Raw genomic sequence first — 24,231 nt, 5'->3', positions numbered from 1 at the left:
TCCTGACTTTTTCTCGTTTTACAATTATGATTGAGCTATTAGCTTCATCTTCTCTACTGCATCTCTGACTTCATTTGGGATAGCTATTGCTTTTGGTCTTTCTCCACTTATGTCACACCAAGCACGAACCTCATAGCCTCCCGCTATTTTGTTCCCGTCTTTTAGAAAGACGTGTTCAATTGTAAACACCTTTTCTTTCATTTCTGTCATCGTCGATTCAATCGTCACTTCATCATCAAAGAAAAGGGGGAATTTAAAATTACATTTTGACTCGATAATTGGTGTCCCGACTTTCTCATCTCTTATTAAGGTTGACGTAGGAAACCCTAAAGTCGTAAAAAAATGATGGGTCGCTTGATCCATCCAGCGATAATAATTAGGATAGAAAACAATGCCAGCAGCATCTGTATCGCCAAAATTCACTTTAAATTGGTAATCAATTTTATTCATAAGACTATCTCCCAACCAATTGTTACTTATATACTCTCAATCTACCTCCATATACCGTGAAGGTAGATTGATAAAATGAATGATTAATATTTTGTTGTTAACTCAGGTGGCCCTGACTTCGGTCCATATGGCCCTTCATCTAACCATCTGCCTAATTTCGGTACAACAGGTGTTAAGGCAGCCGCCAATTCACGCTTCATATTCATATAAGAAGAACTTCCTTGAAGATGATTTAGCGCTGTTGTCGAACCATTTCGATTCCATTCAGCCGCAATTTTTCGTTCCTTCGCTGCAGCACTGATCGCTTCATACGCTTCATCACGACTATTTGCTTGTAATGCCTTTTCGATTCCTTTTACCGCAATGACAGCATCCGGAACACCGGAGTTTAAACCACGAGCTCCAAATGGCGCAAATAAGTGAGCTGCTTCCCCTGCAAGAAGGACTTTCCCGTTTTCATCTGTAAAAGAGTTTGCCACAACTTGGTGGAAACGGTAAGTTGACACCCATGTAATCCGCTCAGCATATTTAGCATCCATTACGCTTGGCAACCACTTTTTAACCCCTTCAATTGTCGTAAAATCATCTGGATTATCATCTTCAAGCAGCTGTAAGTCTACTCTCCATCCTCCTTTAAATGGAACAAGCATGACATTTCGCCCACCCATTGCTTGATGCTGATAATAGAAAACACGTTCAAGTGGAAGCGGATTTTCCTCATCTTCTTTCACATCTACTACTAAGAAGGTATCTTTTGTACGCGGTCCTTCAAATTTAAGATTGACAGATTCACGCACAGCGGAACGTGCTCCATCGGCACCAATTACATACTGTGCCTCCCACTTATCACCAGTTTCTGTTGTTATTACAGCTCCATCTTCGCTCGTTTGGACATCTTTAACAGGTGTACCCCAAACAAACTCAACTCCAGCAGCTATACAAGCTTCATACATATGACGTTCTATTTCGTCTTGGTGCAAGCTCGTAAAAGGTGGTAATTTCGTCGGGTGGTTCATATCAGTAACACCATAATTTCTTACATACACTTCTGTTCCGCGAAAAAATGTCCGTTTGATAGGCCATGAAACTCCATTTCTTGAAAGAGTAAATCCTAGCCCAGGAGAGATTTCTTCTAAGTGAGTTAAGGTTGCTTTATGAAGGTAGATCGCTCGACTTCCTGGACGCGGTCGATCTTTTGGGTCCGCTTCCATAATTGTCGCTGAAATCCCTTTACTTCTTAAAGCAAGTGCTGCCGTTAACCCTACTGGCCCTGCTCCTACTACTATAACTTCACGCTTTTCAACTCTGCTCATTTTCTTTTCCTCCAAACTGTTAATGTATTACGGCTTTTCGTTCTTTATGGTTTTATTATAGTGTTTGGAAGCTGCTGACTATAGAGTGATGTTCCTCTATGCGGAACGCTTTTTATTTTTTTTTGTAGCTTTTTTTCTTACTGATTGTTACTGAAAAAACGATTGGCCTGTTAATCAAGCGTACGCTAGTTTCTCAAGCTTAAAGTGGAGCTTTTAAACTAGTAAGAAGACCGTTTCAGCTATCATTCTAGTTATCGTCATATTGTCTTATTCGAAATGAGTCAATATAATTGAGGGTAGTTTGTAAAATTACATCGAGCTAGGAGTTTACTTAATGGAAAACCATTCACTATCTTACCCAAAAGAAGTTACGTCAAAAGAAAAAATCTTACTATTAACAGCTATCATTTTTGTTTCATTTAACTTACGTCCAGCCATTACAGCGGTTGGTCCATTAATTGGTTCAATACGGGACGATTTCGGACTATCAAATGGGTTAGCTGGTTTGATTACTACTTTACCTTTATTATCTTTTGCTCTTCTATCCTTTATTGCGCCTAAATTAGGATACCGCTTTGGCAACGAAACCATGATCCTAGTCGGATTACTAACATTAATAACAGGAATCATGATCCGCTCAACAGGTGTAACGTTCTTGTTGTTTACCGGTACCGCTTTAGTCGGGGTTGGAATTGCACTAGCAAATGTCTTGTTACCTAGTATTATAAAAAGTAGATACCCTGAAAACATTGGCTTGATAACTGGAATTTACACAACTGCCATGTGCATTTTTGCTGCAATTGGATCGGGGTTAAGTATTCCTTTATCAGAAGGTCTTCATTTAGGGTGGCAAAAATCCTTACTGGCTTGGACTATTATTGCCTTTATCGGTTTGTTCTTATGGTATCAGCAGTTTCATCGAGACTTTTATAGTAATTCTCTCCAAAACAGTACATTACCGAAAACCACTATTTGGAAATCAAAAATTGCATGGCAAGTTACCCTTTTTATGGGACTTCAATCTTTCTTATTTTATTGTTTAATTACTTGGTTACCTGAAATCCTTCATGACAAAGGCTTAACAATCTCTCAAGCTGGCTGGATGGTTGCTATGTTACAAGTAGCCGGACTTCCTGTGACTTTCTTAACCCCTATTCTCGCTGATCGTTTCAGAAATCAAAGAACCATTGTTGTCGTAATCGGAATCCTTTATCTATCAGGACTTACAGGCATTATTGTAAGCAGTCACTCATTTGCCTTAACAATAAGCTCGATCTTACTTGGACTCGGACAAGGAGCTTCTATCAGCTTAGCTCTTACCTTTATAGGACTTAGAACGACAAATCCTAGACAAGCAGCTGAACTTTCAGGAATGGCCCAATCAATTGGATATTTACTTGCTGCAAGCGGACCAATCTTACTTGGGGTTATTCTCGATTTCACTCATTCAGGAACAGCACCATTAATTCTCCTAACGATTGTTTCTGTCATAATGGTCATGATGGGACTTGGAGCTGGGAAAAACGAGACAATTGATCATGATCGCCTTTAATTTCTAATACTTTCATAATAAGAGTTTCCTTCAAATAGGTTGGGAACTCTTTCTTTTGTGATATATTGTAACTATTAAGAGAAAATGTCGTAGGAGAAAAAGATGTTTACTTCATTAGAGAATGCTTTACGTTTATTGAAATGTTTCTCATCTGATGAGCCTGAACTTTCATTAACGTCCCTTTCGAATAAATTAAATCTCGGAAAAAGCACAACACACCGTCTTTTAAAAACGTTAGAAAGTGAAGGATTTGTCCTCCAGAACCCGCTCAATCATTCATACAGCCTTGGTGTCTCGGTTTTAGCCTTAACCAATACGGTAACGTCACAAATGAAAATCATTCGAGATGCAAACCCGATTTTAAGAGAGCTAACAAGGGCAACTGGAGAAAGTTCTCACCTTGGAATTATCGAAGGAAATAGTCTTATTTATTTACAAAAGGTTGAATGTGAATTTCCGGTGCATCTGAATTCACATATTGGTAAGAGGAACCCGCTTCATTGCACAAGTTGCGGACAAATTTTACTTGCTTATCAAAAGGAACCATTTACGATTGATTTGAAAAAGTATACAAACAAGACGATTACTGATCCAATCGTATTACAAGAAAAATTAAACGAAGTAAAAAGTCAAGGGTATGCAGTTAGCAACGAGGAGCTCGATGAGGGAATCTGGTCAGTTGCTGCACCTGTATACAATCCTAAAAAAGAGGTTGTCGCTGCGATTGATGTCAGTGGTCCCTTAAAAAGGGTTAATCACATCAAACAAGACATTATCAAAAAAGTCGTAGAAGCAAGTGCGACACTATCAAACGCCATTAAATTAAGGTCGTAGAAGGAGAGAGAACATGTCGAAAAACACAGATCAAAACGTACTCTCTTCCGTAAAAAATGCGATGCAGATCTTGCGCTTATTTAAGCTAAATCAAAATGAACTCGGCGTATCAGAAATAGCTAAGAATTTAGGCATACCTAAAGGAACAGCGCATCGCTTAATTAAAACACTTGCCCAAGAAAATTTCTTAACGAAGAACCCGCGGACAAATCGCTATCGCCTTGGCCTTTCCCTTCTTTCATTGGGCGGTGTAATAACGACCCAAACAGAAATCTATCAAGAAGCATTACCGATCTTACAATCAGTAGTCAATAGCGTTCAAGAAACCGCTCATATTTGTTTATTAGAAAAAACAGAGGTTGTGTACTTGTTACGTGTTGAGAACCGGGCAACCGTCCCCCTTGTGACTAGAATCGGGAGAAGAAACCCCATTCATTGTACTAGTGAGGGTTTAGTCATTTTAGCTTATCAGCACGAAGATCGAATCAACCAAGTGTTAAGCAATGAACTGTACCCTTATACATCAAAAACGATTACCGACCCTACTATTCTTAAAGAAAAGCTAAGGACTATTAAAGAGCAAGGCTATGCTCTTGCAATTGATCAATTTTATGAAGGGTTTGTCAGTATTGCCGCGCCTATTCGCGATTACACAGAAGAAGTTGTATCCTCCTTAGCGATTGTTGGTCCAAAAACACGGATAACGGAAGACAACTATCCATTTTTCATTGAAAAGATGATAAAAGCAGCGGAAGAAATTTCAGAGCTATTAGGGTATTATTATTCCGGAAATTGAAAAATGGGACATATGCTAAAGAGTAGGCGATCGCTGTTTCCAGCCATCGCCTACTCTTTCTATTTGCTTTCACTAATTTTATAAACAACAAAATAATGAAGATGTTTGCTCAACGTTATTTCACATCAATGTTCAGCTTCATTATTGTTCATTCTCCCTATTTTTTTCCCAAAGCTGTATACGCTCTTCATGACTAACCTCTTTATGTACTTGATGCAGCATCCATATATAACCAAAAGGATCCATAAATATGGCGTTTGATACTCCATAATCAGGCATCTCGGTCACTGGTTGTATCTCTGTACAACCTAACTTTATCGCATTTGTATAGGTCACGTTAATATCTGGAACAGTCACATTCACCCAACTAGTTTTAGGATCATCAGGAGTTGGTGCGATTAAATGAAACTTAGGATTTTCATCTAACATATGAAAGCGAACATCATATAGACTGAAGACTACCTCATTTTCACCACGAGGGAAGTTTGAAACCTCGATACGCTCGATATCGAATAATTTTTCGTATAATTCTAATGCTTGTAAGCTATCTCTCACAACCATATTCATTTCTACACCGATCATCATGAACACACTCCTTCTAGAAGATAAGATATTTTCTTTTCCCCATTCTTCCAACTTGACCATTTCATTATACAAATTAGTTTTTCTAATAAGGTTGAGACATAAATTCAATCCACCTCATCAGTATATTTTATAACTCCTGAGACAGACGAACCATATCCTTACATTGAATCCCATTCTCGAAAATTTCCTCGCGGTAATGTTTAACAAAAAAGTCTATATCAATACCAGTCATTCTAAACCCGCACTTTTGATATAGGGCTAGTTGGCCCATGCTTGAATTTCCAGTTCCGATCTCAATGGTTTTGTATCCTTTTCCTCTCGCGGTTTCAATTGCATGCATGACTAGTCGTTTCCCTATGCCTCGACCGTGAATTTTTTCCGCAACTGCAACGTTTACCAACTCCACAGTTTCAGGTCTTGTTGGAAGTAGTACATAAACTCCAATAATCTGCTTCTCCATCTCCGCAATATAGCATTCTCCCCTCCTCAAATAGTCCGCAACGATCTCTCGTGATGGATCCGCTAATATTAATAAATCCATAGGCGGATTTTCATTTCTATTTAGTAATCTAATATCCATATTTTCTCCTTTATCAATATTTTAACGTCTTCAAAGCTAACTCTTTTTCATTATCTTATTCGTTCACTTTAAATAGATACCTTTCATTCATTATACTCTTTCGTTTTCGACTACCATTATATATTTTAGAAAGATTTTGAAATAAAAAGAATGAAAACGCTTTCCTAATCATTTAATTATTAATGTAGTAATTGCGAAAAACACTGAAACTAGAGGGTGATAGGAACCGTTATTAGAAAAATAGCTCTTAGCAATCATCTACACTTTTCTTTTTTAGTTAGCAAGTTTTTCATTATGTTTCCAATATCAATTAAAAAAATGATAGATAGGTGGCGATTTCAAGATGGAATATACTAATAAGAGAACGGATGAATTATGGCGTTGGTCTGCAACTGATTTGGCACATGGTATTCGAACAGGACTTATTTCATCGCGAGAAGCTGTCAGCAGCTGTTTAAATAGGATTGAGGAAGTGAACCCTGCGCTTAATGCTCTAGTTGAAGTTCATGCAGAGGAGGCACTGGCTGCAGCCGATCAAGCAGATCTTGCTGTAAAAAAAGGAGAGGTGCTTAAACCATTACATGGGGTGCCTGTTTCTACAAAGGTTAACGTTGACCAAGCTGGGCATGCAACGACAGACGGTGTTTTGGCATTCAAAGATCAGATTGCAGAGAAAGACAGTCCGCCAGTAGCGAACTTACGGAAAGCAGGAGCTGTAATTGTTGGTCGTAGTAATACACCAGCCTTTAGTTTTCGATGGTTTACTAATAATGATTTGCATGGTAGAACGTTGAATCCGTGGGATAAAACACGTACGCCTGGCGGGTCAAGTGGTGGGGCCTCATCAGCTGTCGCATCAGGAATGATGCCAATTGGACACGGAAATGATATCGGTGGCTCTGTTCGCCACCCTGCCTACGCATGTGGAATTGCTGGAATCCGACCAACAATGGGAAGAATTCCTGGTTGGTATGGGCCTCCAAGCGGAGATCAATCACCTTCTACTCAATTAATGTCTACGGATGGACCACTTGCACGCAATGTTGCAGACCTTCGTCTTGCTTTCTCATGCATGAGTGAGTTTGATCCACGGGATCCCCTTCATACTTCCGTACCATTATTAGGGGAACCTCTTCAAAAACCAATTCGAGTTGGCCTTTTACGAGATGTTGGTGTTGCCAAACCTTCACCAGCTGTCAATCAAGCTTTGAATGATGCTGCTAGTCAGTTGGAAGAAGCTGGTTATATTGTCGAAGAAGTCCATCTCCCTCTATTTGCAGAAGCCTACAGGCTATGGTATTTACTAGTATTAGAAGATTTTAGAACCGCTTTGCCGCTTGTAGAGCAATACGGTGATGAAGGAATGAAAAAGGCAGCATTTCATTATTTCTCCAATGCAAAAGAATGGTGGGGAGAAGAACCAAAGCTATCCGATTATATCAAAGGGTATTCACGTCGCGGAACATTAATTGTTCAACTTCAAGAGTTTTTACAAGAATACCCCATCCTCCTTATGCCCGTTTCTACTGACCAGGCATTTGAACAAGATGCCGATTTAGTAAGTGTTGAAAGCATGAGGCGTTGTATGGATGCACAATGGTCGATGATGGCCATTCCAGTTCTTGGGTTCCCAGCTATGTCTGTTCCAACTGCTGTTGTGGATGATCTCCCAGTTGGCGTTCAGCTCTTAGGAAGACGTTTTCGAGAAGACACTTTATTTGATGCGGCGGAAGTTATTGAAGCCCATGCGAAAATTCAAACTCCTATCGATCCTAGGTAAGAGTTTCTGAATGACAAAAAAGAAAAATAGGGCTTAAAAGGTCTCTTAGACCATTTAAGCCCTATTCATTCATAGGATCCTCATCATGCAATTTCTTCTCTTTTGACAATTGATCTTTCTAGTATTTCAACTAAATCGAGTGCCTTCACTTGTTCCTCTACTTCCTTTGCTTTCGTTCCATCGCTAACCATCGTTAAGCAATATGGACAACCACTGCCGATCACGCTTGGTTTGACAGCAAGCGCTTGTTCTGTACGTGCAACATTGATGCGTTGTCCGACAGTCTCTTCCATCCACATCATTCCTCCACCCGCACCACAGCACATAGCATTTTCACGGTTTCGTTCCATTTCTACGATGTTTACACCCGGAATGGCCTCTAGTATTTCGCGAGGCGGGCTGTAAATCTCATTGTAACGACCTAGATAACAAGAATCATGGTAGACGATCGTCTCATTCACCTCATACGTCGGTTTAACCTTTCCTTCTTTGAGTAACTCGGCTAAAAGTTCTGTATGATGGTAGATTTCCACTCCTTCAAGTCCGAACTCTGGATATTCATTTTTGAATGTATTATATACATGCGGGTCAATTGTAACGATTTTTTTAACTCCGTGCTTTTGAAACAGTTCAATATTAGCGGTTGCTAGTTCTTGGAACAAAAATTCATTTCCAATCCGACGCGGAGTATCACCACTATTCTTCTCTTTGTTGCCGATTATCGCAAATTTGACATTAGCTTCGTTCAACACTTTAGCAAATGATTGCGCAATTTTTTGACTTCGTTTATCATACGAACCCATAGAACCGACGAAAAACAAATACTCAAAGTCTTCACCAGCTTTTTCTAATTCTTTTACGGTCGGCACATGAATATCCTCACGTCCATTACGCCAATTATCCCGCTCTTTCCGGCTAATCCCCCATGGATTTCCTTGTCGTTCAATATTCGTGATTGCGCGTTGGGCGTCTGTGTCCATGTTCCCTTCCGTTAAAACGAGGTATCGCCGCAGATCAATGATTTTATCAACGTGTTCATTCATCACTGGACACTGATCTTCACAATTGCGACATGTTGTACAAGCCCAAATTTCTTCTTCCGTGATGACATCACCTATCAAACTAACGTCATAACCAGCAGCCACTTCTTCACCTGCTGCAGACCCTGCAGCGATTTGATTGCCTTTTGTATGATGAAAGGCGTAAGCTGGCAACCACGGCGAACGTGACGTAATAGCAGCTCCTTTTTCAGTTAAATGATCTCGAATTTTTACTATTAAGTCCATTGGAGATAACATTTTACCAGTCCCAGAGGCTGGACACATATTCGTACAGCGTCCACATTCCACACAGGCATATAAGTCTAGTAATTGCTTCTGGTTGAAGTCCTCGACTTTTCCTACACCGAATACTTCCTGAGTTTCATCTTCAAAATCAATGCTTGAAAGTTGGCCAACTTTGTTCGTTCGACCTAAATACACATTGGCAGGTCCTGCAATTAAATGTGCATGCTTTGACTGAGGGATATACACTAAAAACGTTAATAAAAACAATAAGTGCAGCCACCAAAATACGAAAAACAACACTGCCGCTGCCGTAGGGCCAATTCCAGAAAACAAAGTGGCAATTCCAGAAGCAATCGGTTCAAAGCCTGTTAACGGCTTATCTAACCAAATCTTCTCCATGCCTTTTACAACTAATTTGGAAATCATTAAACCACCGATAAAGATCAGAACCAAACCTGATTTCCATCCGCGCTTTAAGCGAACGAGCTTTTCAATATAGCGGCGATGAAAAGCCCAAACAACGGCCACTAAAATCATGACAACAACCATCTCTTGAAAGAGCGTAAAAAATGGATAGACAGGCCCGAGCGGTAAGTGTGATCCAAATGCTAATCCTTTCCAAATGACATCAATTGCACTAAATTGCACAAGCAAAAATCCATAAAAGAGCATAATATGGATCGCGCCACTCTTCTTGTCCTTTAAAAGCTTTTTCTGGCCAAATACATTTACAAGAACCGCTTCAAACCGTTCTTGTACCGTATGATCGAATTCTGCTTTTTTCCCTAGTTTGATATACTCATAACGTGTTTTCACCAATGTAGCAAATAAATAAATGGCATAACCTGTCACAAGTAAAAAGAATATGAGATTGATAATTTGTAATGTTTCCATCTGTACACCTCAACATCATTAGGCTTTGTGGTTGTCCACCAATAGTTCAGATGACAGCCTCGCCTATCTATGATTTATAACGCATTAGCCATTGACATAAGCACCCTTTAATTCTTCTAGTAACAGTGGCACGACTTCAAATAAATCTCCGACAATTCCGTAATCAGCCACTTCAAAGATTGGTGCTTCTGGATCTTTGTTGACAGCTACAATTACTTTTGAATTAGACATTCCCGCTAAGTGCTGAATCGCTCCAGAAATCCCAAAGGCAAAGTACAGATCTGGAGTAACAACTTTCCCAGTTTGACCAATTTGCAAAGAATAATTACAGTAATCCGCATCGCAAGCACCGCGGGATGCACCAACTGCGGCATTTAACAACTGTGCAAGCTCTTCAAGTTGCTTGAAACCTTCCGCACTCTTTACTCCACGACCACCAGCTACGACTACCTTTGCCTCCGCAAGATCAACTCCTCCTGTGGCTTTTTTCACAACATCTTTGATGACCGTGCGAAGATCTTTAATCTCTACCTGTACACTATCTATTTCTCCTGTTAGACTCTCAACTCTTTCTAACGGGATAATATTGTTTGGACGAATCGTAACAAGAATCAATCCCTCTTCCACTTGCTTCTTCTCAAAAGCTTTACCCGAATAGATCGGTCGCGTAAAAACAGGTTCGCCACCTTCAAGCTCAACATTTACAACATCAGATACTAAGCCTGCGCTTAACTTTGCGGCAATTCTAGGAGTTACATCCTTCCCAATTGCCGTGTGCCCCATCACCAAGCTTTCCGGTTGTTCCACATCCATCACTTGTAAAATCGCTTGTTGATAAGCATCTGTTGTGTATCCTTTTAAATCAGGGTGCTCTACTTTAACAATTCGATCTGCACCATATTGAATTAACGTGTTTGCCATCTCACCCACCGAGTCTCCTAATAAAGCGGCAACTACTTCTCCACCATTTGCAATCAATTTAGCACAAGCTACAGCTTCAAAAGAAACATTCCGAAGCTCACCATCACGAATTTCAGCCATTACTAATACTTTTTTAGTCATGTATATCCCTCCAATTAAATAACTTTCGCTTCCGTTTTTAATAAAGATACGAGCTCTTGTACTTGTGCATTTATCTCACCTTCAAGTATTTTCCCAGCTTGTTTTTCTGCTGGGAGAAACACTTCAACAGTCTTCGTTTTCCCCTCTACGTCTTCTTCCTCCAAATCGAGATCATCTAAATCTAATGTTTCTAGTGGTTTCTTCTTCGCTTTCATAATTCCTGGCAGCGACGGATAACGAGGTTCATTTAGTCCTTGTTGAGCAGTTACAAGTACAGGCAAAGTTACTTCTATCGTTTCTTCATCCCCTCAACATCTCTAACGATGATCGCTTGGTTTCCATCTATTGAAATCTTCGTAATCGTCGTTACTTGAGCAATTCCTAGAAGTTCCGCTACGCGAGGCCCTACCTGACCCGAACCACCATCGACCGCAACATTTCCGCCTAGAATAATATCAACCTCTTGATCTTTTAAATAAGTTGCCAGTAAGGTAGCAGTGGAAAATTGATCCATTGATTCAACCTCTTCACAATCAATTAAAATAGCTTTATCGGCTCCCATCGCAAGAGCTGTGCGAAGTTCTTTCTCCGTTTCTTCTGTTCCAACCGTCACAACCGTCACTTCACCACAATGTTGATCACGCAGCACAATCGCTTCCTCAATTGCGTATTCATCGTATGGATTAATAATAAATTCAGCACCACTATCATCGACTTGACCTGCTTTAATGGCAATTTTCTCTTCTGTATCGAAAGTACGTTTCATTATTACAAAAATGTTCATCTATAATCTCCTCCAATATATTAATCTTGTAAAATTTCTTTCGCTATTACGACACGTTGAATTTGGTTTGTTCCTTCATAGATTTGCATAATTTTAGCATCGCGGAAATGTTTTTCAACAGCATATTCGCGAATATATCCGTATCCTCCAAAAATTTGCACTGCATCCGTTGCGACTTTCATTGCTGTATCAGCCGCGAAACATTTACCAAAAGAAGCAGCGAGAGTTGACGGTGTTCCTTCTTGGAGCAAATAAGCAGATTTATGTACGAGCAATCGTGATGCTTCGATATTCATCGCCATATCTGCTAGCATAAATTGAATCGCTTGGAAGTTTGAGATCGGTTGACGGAATTGTTTCCTTTCTTTTGAATACGCTAGCGCTTCTTCATAAGCTCCTTGTGCTACACCAAGCGATTGTGCTCCTACCATAGGTCTGGCGTAAGCAAGTGCTTTCATAAAAATTTTAAACCCTTCTCCTTCATCCCCAATTCGATTCGAAATAGGAACTCGTACATCATTAAACGTAACCGATGCAGTATCAGATGCCCTTAATCCCATCTTCTTTTCTTTTGGACCAACCAAAACCCCTTCAGATTCACGTTCGACCACTAATGCTACGAATGATTTTGAGCTTTGCTCGCCTTTTAGTTTTGCTAACACAACGAAAAAGTGAGCATAACTAGCATTTGTTATAAAACACTTTTCCCCATTTAAGATGTATTCGTCTCCGACCTTCTCTACATTTGTCGACATTCCCATCACATCACTGCCTGCTTGTGGCTCTGTTAAAGCAAAAGAGGCGTATTGTCTTTCTTCAGTGAGGCGATTTAAATACTTCTTTTTCACCTCTTCACTTGCTCCAACTAGAATTGGATAAGACGAGAGAGAATTCGCCTCAGCCGAGGTAGCGATTCCTGCACATCCTCTAGCGATTTCTTCAACGATGATTGCTTGTGAGATTTTATCAACTCCAGGCCCTCCATACTGCTCTGGGATCGATAGGTTGAAAAGTCCATAATCTCTTAATTTATCCATCACTTGAGTTGGAAATGTTTCAGCTTCATCAAATTCTCTTGCGACTGGAATAATTTCGTTATTAACAAAGTCCCTTGTCATTGCCTGTATCGCTAATTGTTCATCATTTAATTTGAAATCCATATGAATTCCTCCAACCATGTTTTAGTCAATTTACTTTTAATACTGCAAAATGCGTGCCAACTTTTTTCGAAGCTGAAAATCCTTATTTACCTGACCTTTATGGAGCAGTATAGTAAATTCGGTGCATTTTAACACCTAACAACGGTGCAAAAATAAAACACGGTGCATTTACACACCGTGTTCACTAGTAGATTTTGATTCAATTCCATACTTTTGCATCTTCCGCACAATTGTTGAGTGGTTGACTCCTAGATGTTTGGCCGCTTGTCGAATGCTTCCATATCGCTCCAATGCTCTTGCAATCATTTTCTTCTCCGTTCGTTCTCGTAACTCAGCTAGTGGGATAATTTCAGTTTCGTTCATTAAAATGGAAGGTTCGGGAAGATCGCCTTCGTTTTTACGATGTTCTAATACTTCGTCCGGAATGACGCATGGTTTAATCGTATCCTCATCTGACATAATGACCATTCTTTCTATCATATTCTCCAGTTGCCGAATATTCCCTGGCCAAGAATAGTGTTCTAGTAGTCTACACGTAGCTTCATCTAGTTTCTTATTCGTTTGGTATTTTTCATTATTTTTCTTCAGAAAATGAAACGCCAGTGGAACGATTTCCTCTTTCCGCTCACGCAATGGCGGAATTTCAATTGGAACAACATTAAGGCGATAAAATAAATCTTCTCGAAAAGTTCCTTGTCGCACCATTTCTTTTAAATCCCTATGCGTGGCTGCGACGAACCTAACCTTTAATTGACGAGGAGTCGTCGAACCAACCCGGTAAAAATCTCCTGTTTGAATGACACGTAGCAACTTTACCTGAACATTTAAAGGAAGATCTCCTATCTCATCTAACAACACTGTTCCTTCATTACCAGCTTCCAACAAACCAGCTTTCGGACGATCCGCCCCTGTAAAAGCCCCTTTCTCATAACCAAATAACTCAGCTTCAATCAATGACTCAGGGATGGCGCCGCAGTTAATCTGAATATAAGGTTTCTTGGATCGACTACTTGAATTGTGAATCGTTTTCGCAATTAACTCCTTTCCAACTCCAGACTCTCCGTGAATTAACACAGTCGCATCTGATTGAGCAACTTTAATCGATTTTTCAATGATCGTCCTCATTTGTGCACTTGTTGAAACGATATCATCCATCATCAAAAACCGAGACCGCAGTTCTTGTAACTCTTGGTAATCTATATCACGCTGAAAGGTGTGTTCTTGATGAAGCTCATTCAATTCACTAATGTCTCGAAACGTCGCTATATAACAAACCGTCTCTCCCTTTTCGTCTTTAATCGGTCGACTCGTTGTGAATATTTCTTTTCCTGTTTTTAACTTTTGAACAATCGTTAGGGGATTTTTCTTTAAGACCTTTTTCGATTGACTAACGATAAATCCTCGCTCTTGCATTTCTTCGGGTGTTAATCCAAGCATTTCTTGATTTTTCACACCAGAAATTCGCTCTACAGCTTCATTTACGTAAAAAATTCGTCCATCAGTATCACTTAATAGTAACCCGTCGTATGAGTAATTGAGATAATCTATTAATTTAGCAAACGATAATCTCTGTTCCTTTTCATCATAAAACGTCTCATACAATTTTTCCTTATTCAAAAAGTTTTGATAGAAATCTCTCATCCTAAACCGCCTATCCGTTCAGTCAATTGATCCTTTTGATTTAAAATCAAACAATTGGTAGCTGCATGAAAACCTTCTACTACTCGAATATACATCTGCATCTCTCCTATGAATCAAACATTCTATCTATTTTCATTGTAATCAAAAAATTCAACTGATGCAGTAAGAAAAGCGCAAACAAAGAAGAGATCACTGAAAAAGGAGGGAAATTCCCCCATTCTTCAATGATCTTTAAAGTTAATTCCATATCTTCCTCTCTGTATCTTACATTTAGACAATTTCTCTAGTCTTTGTCACTTTAGCGCGACGACGCTCTAAGAAGATCGATATGCCAAATATGACAAGAAATACAAACATGAAAGTAGCGGATATTTGATACATAGCGACATACCCGAAAGAAGAGGCAACAACTCCAAGTATGATCGCTCCTGATACAACACCTAAGTCCAAAGAATTAAAAAACATTCCATTTGCAAGCCCACGTTCCTCCTTTGATACATAATTGATCATCCATGCCTGAATAGATGGTTGGAGAATCCCGTACCCACTGCCATACACAAAAGCAGATAGTATGACAACAGTGAGGTTTGTTGAAAAGGAAAGGATGATTAAACCGATCATCATCAATAACGCACCAGGGACAAGTACGGCAACTGGTCCTTTTTTGTCATAAACCTTTCCTGCAAATGACCTAATCAGTAAAATAGCTAATGACGCAAATAAAAAAAAGCTGCCAATTCCTTGAATATTTCGTTCTTGGCCGAAAAATATTAGATAACTAATTAATCCACTGTACGTCGAATACATCAATACATTTAGGATACTTGGAACGAGAAGTTTCGGTAAGAAAAATGGATTCTTCACTTCTCTACCCGGAGGTTCTATTGTTCGATTATGAACCCTTTGTGAGGGCGCACGATTCAACACAAACATTAAGGGAAATATAATAACAAGGATAGTAGATGCAGCTACTAGCAGCGTCCCCATATTATAAGTGGTTAGCAAAAGCAATCCAAACATTGGTCCTATCATTAAAGCTAACGTGTTGGAAAAACCAAAATACCCCATCCCCTCCCCCATTTTCTTGACAGGAATTAGGTTTGAAGCCATTGTCGGTAATGTCGTACTAGCAACACCGAAACCAACACCGTAGAGCATTCGTAATAATAATATTCCGATAACTGCGTAACTCCAATAAACACCTATCGTAGCCAGTAAAGCAATACATAAACCTATAAAAAGAAGACCTCTCATTTTATTCATTTGAGAGGGTCTTCCTACATACATTCTAGCCACTATAGCAGCGATAGCAAAAAGGCTCGTAACGAGCCCGACCATCAGATCACTTGCCTGAAAATGTTCTCTTAAATAGACAGGAGTTGTTACAATCAGCATTTGCATATTGAGAAATAATAGAAAACTACTAATCGTAACGATAATAAAGCCTTTTGTCCATAAACTCTCACCTTTAGACATGCATCCACCTTCATTCAACTAATTAAAGAAATCAAGATATGGTAAGAATGTCGCAATCTCTGGAACGACCATCAGTAAAGCAATTAACAGGATAATCATAAACAAAAACGGCCAAATGCCCCGGAATATCTCCTCAACAGTTACATCTTTCACGACCCCTTTAATAATGAAGACATTCACACCTACTGGTGGTGTAATAACGCCCATCGCCGCTACAAGGACGATAATGACACCAAACCATATCGGATCGTATCCTAATGTGTTAACAACTACTGGATAAAAGATTGGGATCGTTAATAATATTAATGCTAACGCATCCATGAAAAAGCCTAAAATTAAGTAAATGAGCAAGATCAAAGCCATAATGGCAAATGAAGGTAATACTAAGCTTTCTACCCAACCCCCTAGTTCAAACGGGATTCGACTAAGCGCAATCAGCCTCCCGAAAACAACTGCCGAACCAATTAATAACATGATCATCGCTGTCGTACGCAATGTATCAAATAGTGAATTTTTAAGACCTTCCCAAGTTAATTTCCTAGTTAGAAGGGTTAAGACTAACACCCCCCCTGCTCCAACCGCTCCTGCTTCCGTTGGTGTAAACCATCCCGCAAATAATCCTCCCATCGAAAGAGCAAAGATGACACCGACTTCCCAAAGCCCTCCTTTAAGCGATTGTAAACGTTCATTCCAAGTTGATTTTTCTCCACGTGGAGCAAGCTCAGGATTTCTCATGGTGACGATATAGATGATGACCATGAAGAAAAACATCAAGATAATACCTGGAATAATACCAGCTAAAAAGAGCAAACCAATTGATTGTTCAGCAGCAATTCCATAAATAATGAAAAGTGTACTTGGAGGAATTAATACACCTAAAATCCCACCTGCAGCAACACTCGCTGTTGAAAGTGAATCATTGTAACCATGCTTTCTCATTTCTGGTACTGCAATCGATCCAATTGTAGCAGCCGTTGCCGTGTTCGAACCAGAAATAGCACCGAAAAGACCAGCTGCCCCTTGGGCAGCAATCGCCAACCCACCAGGTAAATGTCCAACCATTTTATGGGCAAAATCAAACAATTTAGCTCCTATGCCGGCATACAAAGCTAGAAACCCCATCCAAATAAACATAGGAATGGCACTCAATGTATACGTCGAGAAACTCGAATAGATTTCAGTCGCTGCAACTCTTAACGCTACCGATGTTGAATTGATGAAGCTTATCCCGATAAGACCAGAAATTAACATTGCATAGGAAACAGGCATGCGTAACACCAAAAATAGAAAAAAGATTGCAATACAAATAAATCCAATTATAATGGGGGTCATTTATTGTTCACCTTCTTTTATGAATAAAGATAAAATCTTGCCAACTACTACAAGCGCTAGCATGCCAAAACCAGTAGCCAGTAACATAACAAACGGAAAATGTGACCACTTAATCGTAAGTGAGACTTCCCCAGAAGAGCGCATTGCAATCGCATATACTACCATGTGCCATGCAACAAGAAATAGAAAAAGAGCCGAAATACTTCCAATTATGACATCAATTACTTTTTGAACACGTTTAGGAAATTTTTCAATAAAGATACTGATGGCTATATGTCCATCTCTTACAGCACAGTAGCCAATCGATAGGGCAATGACTGCAGTGGTGAAAAAGAGGACTAAATCAACGGTTCCTGTTACAGGAGTATTAAAAGCTCTTCTCGAGATAACGTTGACAATGATTAGCATTGCAGTAAGAAAAAAAATGATAGCAGCAATATTTTCTAAACCTTTACTCGCTTTATTGACGATGTTGATATATCCCTTAATCACCTTGTCAATCCTCCCTTAAATTCAAAACATACTTGCCATCACACCTTCACGCTTTCTTTCATAAAGGTGTGATGCATGTTTTTTCAAGCTAGTTGATTACTCCCCTAACTCAGCATTATATTTCTCAGTTAACTCAACGATTTTGTCCATAATTTCTTGCCCATTAAGACCCGCACTATCTAACTCTTCAACGTGACGCTCAATTAATGGTGAAAGAGCTTCCTTCCAACGCTCTTCCTCTTCTTCTGATAAATGAATTTCCTCTACTCCATGTTCCTCAATGGCATACTGTAAACCACCATCAACTAAACTTGTAAATAGATCAACAGCTTCTTCGAAAGTCTGCTCATTTACCTCTTGAATCGCTTCTTGAATGTGAGGTGGGAAAGAGTTCCATACGTCTTTATTCATTGTTACATAGTGTACCGTGTTATAAATTAAACTAGAATGTGTAACATAATTGGTTACTTCTGCCAAATTAAAGCCTTGAAGTGTATCAGGAGGCAGTAAACTTCCATCTACAACCCCTCTTGACATTGCCTCATAAGCTTCGCTGACTGGCATTGCCACAGGTGTTGCTCCTAGCATTTCTAGCGTTTCAACATTTGTACCACTTGCTCGAATTTGCATACCTTTAAGATCTTCTAAACTTTCAACTGGTTTATTCGTCATTAATAATCCAGGTGCAATCCCATAAATAAACATTAATTCAGTATCTTGTAACTCTTCAGGGTTTAGCTCTGCTACTAGATCACGTGCCACATAACTAGAAACCGCAACATTTTGATATTCAACGCCTCCTAAATACATTGCATTTAAGATCGGCAACCTTCCTGCATTGTACCCAGACACATCATGACCAATATCAGCAATTCCCGACTCAACACCTGGATAAATATCGCCACTTCCTAGTAATGATCCAGCCGGATAAAGATCCACTTTCACTAACCCGTCGGTTGCTTCTTCTATCGCCTCAGCCCACCCTGAAAACAATTGTTCTTGAGCTGGGTGAGGAGCTGGAAAGAAATCAGCAAAACTTAATGTTACTGGATCCATTGTTTCAATTGCTTCATTATCATCGGTTGTCGCACTCGTATTTTCCGAGCTCTGACCTCCGCACCCTGCCATAATAAAAGCGAATCCAATCATAAGAAAAACGATAAAGAAAGACTTATTTTTTACTTGCATATTGTTGACCTCCCTATCTTTTTGTTCACGCGAAATTAGTCGAAAACGAGTTAAATCCATTTCCAATCAGATTTTGTTTCTTTCACCCCCTCACATCATTCAAAAGGCCTCGCCTAAATGTAAACGCTTTCTATTTATTGCTTATTGACTAGCTTCGTTTGTTCCCTTATTGATTTACAATTTTCATTATACAAATTATCTGAAAGTTGCATCACCTACACGATGAACGAATTTCAGTCTATCTATTCAATTATGGTGTAGGTAAATAGACTCTGACTATAAACCAACCAACTAGTTTCACGTTAAAAAAAGCAATGGACTTTTTCACCCATTGCCTTTTCCGTCTTGATTCTTATGTTCTACAATTAAACTAGTCTATCTTCCACTTTCTCCGCCATTCCATGAGCTCTTTCTCTTCAATCTGTTTTTCTAGCGTCTCATCCCACCGCTCAAGCAACGAGTTCCAGACACGGGCGTAAAAGATGTCCTGCTCCTTGTTATATAATTGAAATTCGATACAAGGAACATAGTAGGTTTCACGTTGGTTGACCTGCAACACATCTGCTACTACGATTTGCAGCCCATTTTCATCTAATTCATTTTTACACTCGGAAACCACCTGTAACAAACGGTCTTTGTCAGTAAATTCCGGAGTTGCTTTTGCATATCGATAAAGCGGATACTCTTCATTCCCCTCAGTGAATGTCCCCTCTTGCTCGAACCAAATTTCATCTTTGTCTGGGGTGTAAGAAAGGTCAATCGACTCATCTTCCAATTCTTCCTCAACGATGCCAGCCTTAAGCTGCTCGTCCCCTTTTGCAGTACGTTGATAGATTCCTTTTTCTAATCTGATTAAGCCTGTACGCTCCATTTTTTCCAATAAATCGGCAATAAATAGCTCTTCTACTAATAGTAGCTCTGCTAAATTGGCAGCTCGACGGATGTCTGCTTCAAAAACAGCCAACAAAATCATTTTCATGAGAATATCCATTTTCAACCGTTTTACCCGTTTGAATTCAACATCCAGCGGTACAACTGGCAATCGCCAAATTAGAGTTTCTTTCATTTCAATTGCTGGATTTTCAAGTACATTAGCCTGCAAACGTTTTGTTAAGTTATCCATTTGCCACCTCTTCAAGTGTTCGTAACCCATTTTGCTTTTTCGCCACGTCTAATACATGCTGGTACATCTTTCTTGCGTGAGCCTGTTTCGTTCGCTCTGTGAACATTTTTGTGCTTCCAATTAAAATGAGGAGCTCCCTCGCCCTTGATAAAGCAACATTGAGACGACGATAATCTTTTGCAAAACCTATATCATCTTGTCTATTATCATGGTTTCTTACCATACTTAATAAGATAACATCCATTTCCATCCCTTGAAAACGATCGACGGTTCCCGTTCGAATCGTCAAATGCTCTAACCTAAGCTCTTGCTCAATGAGGCGGTCAATTCTCTTCACCTGTTCTCCATAGAAGCTAATAACTCCAACACTTTTAAGCTCATTGGCTTTCATTCTTCCAGCTTGTTTCGCCTCAGCCGTCGCATCATTTAATTGAATTAAAAGATCGGCAATATTCTTTAATTCTGCTGGATTGTATAAGCTCTTTCCACCCTTCATTCTTTCTTCAAAATATGAAGGAGTATTCGGCATATCAAACCAAATTAAATGGTTCTCACGCTTAATCAGTTGAGATTGTAACAAGTGGTCGCGATCGGAATCTGAATCCAACAAGCCACATTGAAGTCGTTCGTTTTCCTGCTCATAAAATGGAGTGATCGTCTCCATAATATTTTCATGCATCCGGTATTGGATCGCTAACATCGTTTTATTGCTTTTCGGCAAGTTTTTAAATAACCGTTCAAAAAGCGATTCCTTTAATAATTTGTTTAATTCTTCTTTTCCTTCAAAGTCATCACTTCCATCTGCCAACTCTTGAAGCGTTTCTTCAAGCGTGTCATTCCCGATAAGGGGAGGAAGCTGGTGATGATCGCCTACTAAGATGATCTTTTTCCCTTTTAACATAGGCAATAACAGTTCTGGCGGTGTCGCTTTTGATACTTCGTCAATGATTACAACATCAAATTCCGGATAACTTTCAATAAAATCTTTTCGGGCCGATGCGACACACGTCGTACCAATCACGTTAGCATGCTTCACATATAGTTTTCGAATTTCTTCTAAGTCATGATCACCAGCTTCTTCCAGCAAGGACAGCCATTTTCCCTGAATGGATTGAAATAGCGGAAATCTTTTCTTTTCCGCTATTAATGAATCTCGCTTTAGAGAAAGGCTTGCCATTTTCGTTAGAACTTTTTCGTGTTCTTGTTCTGGTTCTGTTTCTAACCACTTTGTCAAAGACTCTTGTTCTGCTTGCCTTCTAGCAATCAACTCATTTAATTCAATCAACCGTGCTTCAAGTTGAACAAATTGTTGTTTCACTTCCTCAAGCTGAACAGTGTCCTTGTTTCGTCTTTCTCGATTTTCTTCTACTCTAGAATTGGCTTGTTCTATCTGATCTTTCAGCTTCTGTAATTCAGATCTCTTTGCCTCTATTTCTCGAAGTCGTTCTTTCGCGTTTGAAATGGGTTCAAATGACCCGTACTTTTGTTGATACTCATTTTGGAGAGATTCAAGCTTTTCGTTTTCCTCTTCTACCTCTTTCATTGACTGCTGAAAGAGTAACTTATTGTCACGCTGGTTTTGTTCTAATTCCTCTACCACTTCTTGTTTCAGAAAATGAAAGGATTCTTGGGCCATTTGTTTGTACGATTCAAAAGGCTTTAATCGTTTCGCCTTTATCCTAATAAAATGTCTTCTACTATATAAGCCTTCAAGTGCGTTCATGAGCATTTGCGGGAGGATTGCGGATGTTTCTTTTAAACGATTTCTCAATTCATCTAAATAATAATCAATTTCTGAAGCTGTATAAGCTTTAGAATTGGTGATCGCTCGTTGCTGCAATTGATTCAACTTGGTTGAATGCTGTGTTAGTAGTTGTTCGACATAAGTAATCGCACGGGTAAGTTTGTCATGATAAGATTTTAATTTTTCAAGTTGATTGACTTCTGCACGAATCCTTTCAATCTCTTTCATGTATTCGTGCATCCTAGGATTTCGCGTAATGTTTTGCTCCAGCAAGAACCACTTTAATCCATCCACTTGTTTAATGGCTTTTACTTTGTCTATGAAACCATTCATTTGTTTGACTGCCTCAGACCACTTTCCATGCTCAACAACGATTTGTTCGACCGTTTTCTTTTTCTCGTTTATCCTTTCGGCAAGCTCTTCACTGGCAATGCTTTGTTTTAATTGCTCAATCAGATGTTCGTTTTCTTCTTGCTCTATGACAATCTGAATGCTATCAGGTTGATTTAGAAGAAAGGCATCGTCTTCTTCAATCTGCGAATTCAAAGTTTGCAGAGATTTATTTATTTGCTCTTTCTGTTTCTCAACGGCTTGTCTCTCTTGCTCAGCTACTTCCACGTTTTTCTTATGTTCATCAAGCTGCGCCTTGATTTCGTTAAATTGGTGTTGTGCATCTTGCTTTGCTTCTAGTTCTGCTTTGACACGTTTAAGGTTAACTTCCACCGCTTCTTGTTCTCGTTCATTTTCAGCCAATTCTATTTCAATCTCTTTTTCTCGATTTTGCCGATTTTTAAATTGAGTAGAGACTTCATGTAACGTATGGTCTTTCCAGTATTGACCAACATTTTCTTCTATGAACTTTTTACCTTCTTCCTCAATACTTTCCGTTCGCCCAACTCGAAGGATACGAATGTCTTTATTCGCGAGCAACCTGCTAAGTGCATTATCAACAGCCAAGTTGGACTGTGAGGCTACTAACGTCCGTAAACCTGCTTTTGCATTTTGGAAACAAATTTCTGAAATAACGGTCGTTTTCCCTGTTCCAGGCGGCCCTTGAATGACGTATAAATCTTCAGCCGACATCGCACCGCTAACGGCTTCTTGTTGAAACTCATTAAGACGATTGTGAAATTTCAACTTCGCTTGTTTTGTTACTGGCTTGACCGGTGGTTTATTTTCAAATAGAAGACGCTCAAGATCTGAATTCACAGCTAAGCCGTTTTCTAAATGCTTAAACCCTTGCCTTAGTCTTTTCACCTGACTCAATGTTGCAAAATTGCTAAAAACGACTTCCTTCGGATGTACATCAAGCCGCCCTTTACGAGCTCGTCCCTCAATATAGCCATGCAATTCAACTTCAACTGTACGAGCGGAGCAATTTGCCTTTAACACTTTTCCAATGTCTTGATCAATTCCTTTGAGTTTAACACTCAAGTCTTTAAGTGACTTCCATTCCTTTTCACCAAGCTCAATCCCCTTGATCGTTACTCGACTGAAATCACCATTAAAGATCAGCCCTGAATAACGTGAAGTCATATCCGGAATATCTGCAGATCTTTCTTGAATTTTTAAATACCCTTCCCAACTCGCTATTCGCTTCTTCACATACATCGAGCTTTCCTGAGCCACAGGCATCTCATCAAGTATTCGGAGCAAATCAAACGAAACACGCTCTCTATTGTGCACGTTCAAATCAAACTCAAGCATAACAGCTCGTCGCCAATTGCTTGAGACCGGTGTCTGTCGCGATCTCGTCGATACATTTGTCGCGATGAAGCGGTCCTGTTCAACGACACAGTGAAGGACAAAGATACATTCTTTGTACTTAGCAGCTAAGTTTGCATTGGTCTCATGATCAAAGAACAAGGCAACAGAAAGAGGGCGACCAGCTTCTTGCGGATACTTTTCTATATAGATATGAAACGACTTTTCCAACGAAAAAAACGAGCGCTCATTAAGACTGAGCTCCCGCATCTTGTCCTTTGCCTTATTCGTCAAAGTGACTGGAAAACGATATGGCGTCCTATATTTCATCAACATATGTCACCTGCTTCAAATTACAACCTAAAAATATAACTGACTTTTATCCCTCTGAAATTATAGCATAATGAGGATAGATTTTAGCAAGAAAGAGATTATTGGTGAATCTTTACTGTTTT

19 protein-coding genes and 1 pseudogene are annotated in these 24,231 nt (G+C 39.5%); 4 read left to right on the top strand and 16 right to left on the bottom strand.

The genetic code is table 11. The features are described from left to right. Positions 1-24 precede the first annotated feature (24 nt). Positions 25-450, bottom strand: a complete 426-nt coding sequence (locus BkAM31D_RS07840; protein ID WP_174521902.1) for an acyl-CoA thioesterase — start codon at positions 448-450, stop codon at positions 25-27. Between the two features lie 83 nt (positions 451-533). Continuing rightward, positions 534-1,763, bottom strand: a complete 1,230-nt coding sequence (locus tag BkAM31D_RS07835; protein WP_066152260.1) for an FAD-dependent monooxygenase — start codon at positions 1,761-1,763, stop codon at positions 534-536. A gap of 334 nt (positions 1,764-2,097) precedes the next feature. Here BkAM31D_RS07835 and BkAM31D_RS07830 point away from each other — a divergent pair, with 334 nt between their 5' ends. From BkAM31D_RS07830 to BkAM31D_RS07820, 3 genes are all read left to right on the top strand, one after another. After that, complete coding sequence (locus BkAM31D_RS07830) at positions 2,098-3,315, top strand: CynX/NimT family MFS transporter (RefSeq protein WP_066152262.1); 1,218 nt, start codon at positions 2,098-2,100, stop codon at positions 3,313-3,315. A gap of 102 nt (positions 3,316-3,417) precedes the next feature. Further along, positions 3,418-4,149, top strand: a complete 732-nt coding sequence (locus BkAM31D_RS07825) for an IclR family transcriptional regulator (RefSeq protein ID WP_066152265.1) — start codon at positions 3,418-3,420, stop codon at positions 4,147-4,149. 13 nt (positions 4,150-4,162) lie between these two features. Next, positions 4,163-4,945 carry an IclR family transcriptional regulator gene (locus tag BkAM31D_RS07820; RefSeq protein ID WP_066152268.1) on the top strand — a complete coding sequence of 261 codons (783 nt, stop codon included), beginning with the start codon at positions 4,163-4,165 and terminating at the stop codon, positions 4,943-4,945. A gap of 141 nt (positions 4,946-5,086) precedes the next feature. Here the strand turns inward: BkAM31D_RS07820 and BkAM31D_RS07815 are convergent, their stop codons facing one another. Both BkAM31D_RS07815 and BkAM31D_RS07810 read right to left on the bottom strand, forming a co-directional pair. Next, complete coding sequence (locus BkAM31D_RS07815) at positions 5,087-5,527, bottom strand: VOC family protein (RefSeq protein WP_066152663.1); 441 nt, start codon at positions 5,525-5,527, stop codon at positions 5,087-5,089. 130 nt (positions 5,528-5,657) lie between these two features. Further along, positions 5,658-6,110, bottom strand: a complete 453-nt coding sequence (locus BkAM31D_RS07810; RefSeq protein ID WP_066152271.1) for a GNAT family N-acetyltransferase — start codon at positions 6,108-6,110, stop codon at positions 5,658-5,660. A gap of 343 nt (positions 6,111-6,453) precedes the next feature. On the opposite strand from BkAM31D_RS07810, the gene BkAM31D_RS07805 reads away from it, so the two are divergent. Beyond that, entirely contained in the window at positions 6,454-7,890 is a 1,437-nt protein-coding gene (locus tag BkAM31D_RS07805) for an amidase family protein (protein WP_066152274.1), read from the top strand. Positions 7,891-7,973: 83 nt separating this feature from the next. Here BkAM31D_RS07805 and BkAM31D_RS07800 read toward each other — a convergent pair whose 3' ends face one another. From BkAM31D_RS07800 to BkAM31D_RS07750, 12 genes and pseudogenes are all read right to left on the bottom strand, one after another. Further along, a complete protein-coding gene (locus tag BkAM31D_RS07800; RefSeq protein ID WP_066152277.1) occupies positions 7,974-10,070 on the bottom strand; it encodes a (Fe-S)-binding protein in 2,097 nt (698 codons plus the stop codon). Between the two features lie 84 nt (positions 10,071-10,154). Continuing rightward, positions 10,155-11,132, bottom strand: a complete 978-nt coding sequence (locus tag BkAM31D_RS07795) for an electron transfer flavoprotein subunit alpha/FixB family protein (RefSeq protein WP_066152280.1) — start codon at positions 11,130-11,132, stop codon at positions 10,155-10,157. 14 nt (positions 11,133-11,146) lie between these two features. Then, a pseudogene (locus BkAM31D_RS07790) lies at positions 11,147-11,916 on the bottom strand (electron transfer flavoprotein subunit beta/FixA family protein). 20 nt (positions 11,917-11,936) lie between these two features. Further along, a complete protein-coding gene (locus BkAM31D_RS07785; protein ID WP_066152286.1) occupies positions 11,937-13,076 on the bottom strand; it encodes an acyl-CoA dehydrogenase family protein in 1,140 nt (379 codons plus the stop codon). Between the two features lie 168 nt (positions 13,077-13,244). Beyond that, positions 13,245-14,717 carry a sigma-54 interaction domain-containing protein gene (locus BkAM31D_RS07780; RefSeq protein WP_066152289.1) on the bottom strand — a complete coding sequence of 491 codons (1,473 nt, stop codon included), beginning with the start codon at positions 14,715-14,717 and terminating at the stop codon, positions 13,245-13,247. Between the two features lie 106 nt (positions 14,718-14,823). Further along, positions 14,824-14,964 carry a hypothetical protein gene (locus tag BkAM31D_RS23500; RefSeq protein WP_157108280.1) on the bottom strand — a complete coding sequence of 47 codons (141 nt, stop codon included), beginning with the start codon at positions 14,962-14,964 and terminating at the stop codon, positions 14,824-14,826. Between the two features lie 23 nt (positions 14,965-14,987). Continuing rightward, positions 14,988-16,193 (bottom strand): MFS transporter, encoded by a 1,206-nt coding sequence (locus BkAM31D_RS07775; RefSeq protein ID WP_066152292.1) that lies wholly within the window; start codon positions 16,191-16,193, stop codon positions 14,988-14,990. Between the two features lie 18 nt (positions 16,194-16,211). Continuing rightward, on the bottom strand, positions 16,212-17,525 hold the full coding sequence (locus tag BkAM31D_RS07770) for a TRAP transporter large permease (protein ID WP_066152295.1): 1,314 nt from the start codon (positions 17,523-17,525) through the stop codon (positions 16,212-16,214). Further along, positions 17,526-18,017: a TRAP transporter small permease gene (locus tag BkAM31D_RS07765; RefSeq protein WP_066152298.1), complete on the bottom strand. Its 492-nt coding sequence runs from the start codon at positions 18,015-18,017 to the stop codon at positions 17,526-17,528. It lies immediately after the preceding gene. Between the two features lie 96 nt (positions 18,018-18,113). After that, positions 18,114-19,205, bottom strand: coding sequence for a TRAP transporter substrate-binding protein (locus BkAM31D_RS07760; RefSeq protein ID WP_066152301.1), 1,092 nt, complete (start codon positions 19,203-19,205; stop codon positions 18,114-18,116). Between the two features lie 370 nt (positions 19,206-19,575). Then, positions 19,576-20,328, bottom strand: a complete 753-nt coding sequence (locus BkAM31D_RS07755; RefSeq protein WP_066152304.1) for a hypothetical protein — start codon at positions 20,326-20,328, stop codon at positions 19,576-19,578. Then, positions 20,321-24,112, bottom strand: coding sequence for a DEAD/DEAH box helicase (locus BkAM31D_RS07750; protein WP_066152307.1), 3,792 nt, complete (start codon positions 24,110-24,112; stop codon positions 20,321-20,323). The genes BkAM31D_RS07755 and BkAM31D_RS07750 overlap by 8 nt, the downstream gene beginning before the upstream one ends. Positions 24,113-24,231: the final 119 nt, after the last annotated feature.

The sequence above is a fragment of the Halalkalibacter krulwichiae genome, from assembly GCF_002109385.1.
GTDB lineage: Bacteria > Bacillota > Bacilli > Bacillales > Bacillaceae_D > Halalkalibacter > Halalkalibacter krulwichiae.
The sequence above is the reverse complement of the archived record's forward strand: the minus strand, read 5'-3'. Positions and strand labels throughout refer to the sequence as shown.